The sequence below is a fragment of the Parafrankia sp. Ea1.12 genome, assembly GCF_900465275.1.
Lineage (GTDB): Bacteria > Actinomycetota > Actinomycetes > Frankiales > Frankiaceae > Parafrankia > Parafrankia soli.
Window position 1 is genome coordinate 1 of the sequence record NZ_UBIZ01000672.1, and the last position, 2,144, is coordinate 2,144.

The window sequence follows — 2,144 nt, forward strand, 5'->3', positions numbered from 1 at the left end:
GGGTAGGGCTTGCGTTCTGCCATGTCTTCCAGCAGAACGCACCAGCCGCCGACCGCAAGACGATCAGCCCCACACCCAAAAGATCAACTCAAGCTGAGGCCCGGCAAAAGCGTACAGAACGCCCACTGAGCTGATGGTGCAGGTCACGGGGCCTGTGGGTGCTTGGCGGGGTGCGCCAGCGGGAGGTGGTCCTTCCCTTGTGGCACAGCACTTCTCGACTCACATCGGGTGGGTCGTGATGTGCAAACCTGCAGGTCAGGGCGGGTGTTGTGTGCCCCTGGCAGGAATCGGACCTGCGGCCTACCGCTTAGGAGTGCCACGGTGCTCCGTCCGCCATCGTTCCCGGCCGTCCGGCGCCCTGGTCGACAGATGCTCCGACACTGCTGCGACCGTCGCTGAACGACGGTGAACGAGACCAGGACTGAGACTCATGCGGGCACGTCGCGTCGGCCTGCCGGAGCAGGCGCGCGAGAGCAGCGTTGCGAGCTTGGGAAGTTGATGTACGACCGGCGTGACCTCGCCCATCTCGGCGAACGCTGACCCTGAGTTGCCCCGGTTATCCTCCTGCCGCCCTGCTTTGTGGCCCGTGGCTGGCCCAGATTTTCTCGCTGCCAACGAGCGTGATCCCGCCCGCAGACCACTACCGATCTGTGCCACGACGGTAGATACGTGCCCGTTCCGGGCGGTCCGGGGCTGCTGGTCATGGACAGCAGAGGATCGTGTTGACCAATCCCGAACGAGCACGAAACTGAGACCGGGAACGATCATCTGCGACATAGCAGGCCTTCCCCAATTATAAGATCAACCCTCTCTGTTCGTGGAGTCTGCCGCTGTCTGCACAGGCCGATCGGCGACCTGGCCAGCTCTGCCGTCTTCTGTCAATGTTACGAGTCTGGCTGCACGCCAAAGCGTCGACAGGCATGTACAACATTAATCTATTCATCCAACAGTAGTCGCCCACCGGAAAGTGGTGCCTCTACGCCAAATCCTTACTTTTCACAGGAAGACTCTTTCGGAATAGCCGCCAACGGAGTCGACGATGAATAGCCCCAACCGCCAAGATTACCAGAACGAATGCTGCTATCGCGACCAGAAGGCCAGACTTTAGAACTCCGATTAGGCCAAAGAATGCGAGAAATAGGAGCAATAGAATCTCGCGCACCTCCTTAGCTACCTGATATTTACGACTCGCCCTTACCCTCACAACCGCAAGTTTTTGATTTCCAAGACCAAGGGCGCTTCTGGTATCGCCGTCAAGAAATATCCAGGGCAGATCAGGATAGACGCCCAAAGCATCTCGGGATGATGGGTATCGAGTAGTAAGATCACCACCGCTCAGGCGGTTACGCTGCTCGATTGCCTCTGCGGGGGTGGAGAATATCTTCAGCCGACAGACTGGTATCAGAAGAGCGTCGCCCGCCGGAATGCCTTCTATTACTACCTCATCACCATTTTCGACGCCGAGAACACTGAGCACGAGAGGGTGTGCCGTGCAGATTTGATGTTCCACCGTCGGCAAGCTTGCCGCTTGAACTCTACACATGACGTAGTTGCGAGGCGCCAAAGCCCAGTCAGCCATTGCTGTTTGTTTTCCAACCGCCGAAAACAGCTCGACGGTTTCACCCACTTCCACACCTATCCCGTTCCGCAAGGTCTGATCTAGATAGGCGACGCTTACGCCAGTCGGTTGATCCGGATTAACCGTCATACGGGCTACTGCGGCGGGAGCATCTTCTCGGTGAATGTTTCGAACGACCACGTGTTTGGATGCAAAGCGGGCCGCGCTGGTCGGATCTATAACTACATACTGTTCGCCTCTCCGCATCGTCCCTGCCGGTGTCTCTCTAACGACAAATCCACCCTCTGCGACTGGCAAATTCGGGATAATATTTCCGTAGGTTTGCGGGCCTTGATTCAAAATCTGAAGCGAATCTTTTTCAACTAGCTTGCGTTGAAGCACCTCGTATCGAAATCGATCTCGCAGCCCTTCATCAGCTTGGAAGAAGTGAGGAATTTTCGTGCGCCCAGCAGACTGGAGGTGACGCCGTGTAAGCGGCCGATCTACCTTTCGTAAGCTCGTCGTCGCTTGCCGGTGGAAGTCCGGTCCGGGTAGCTGCCAGGAGGCCCGGTAGCAGGCTGGCGGC

General features: G+C 57.6%; 1 protein-coding gene. It reads right to left on the minus strand.

The genetic code is table 11. The features are described from left to right. Positions 1–976: 976 nt before the first annotated feature. Complete coding sequence (locus FMEAI12_RS36395) at positions 977–1,960, minus strand: hypothetical protein (protein WP_146776847.1); 984 nt, start codon at positions 1,958–1,960, stop codon at positions 977–979. Between the last annotated feature and the right edge of the window lie 184 nt (positions 1,961–2,144).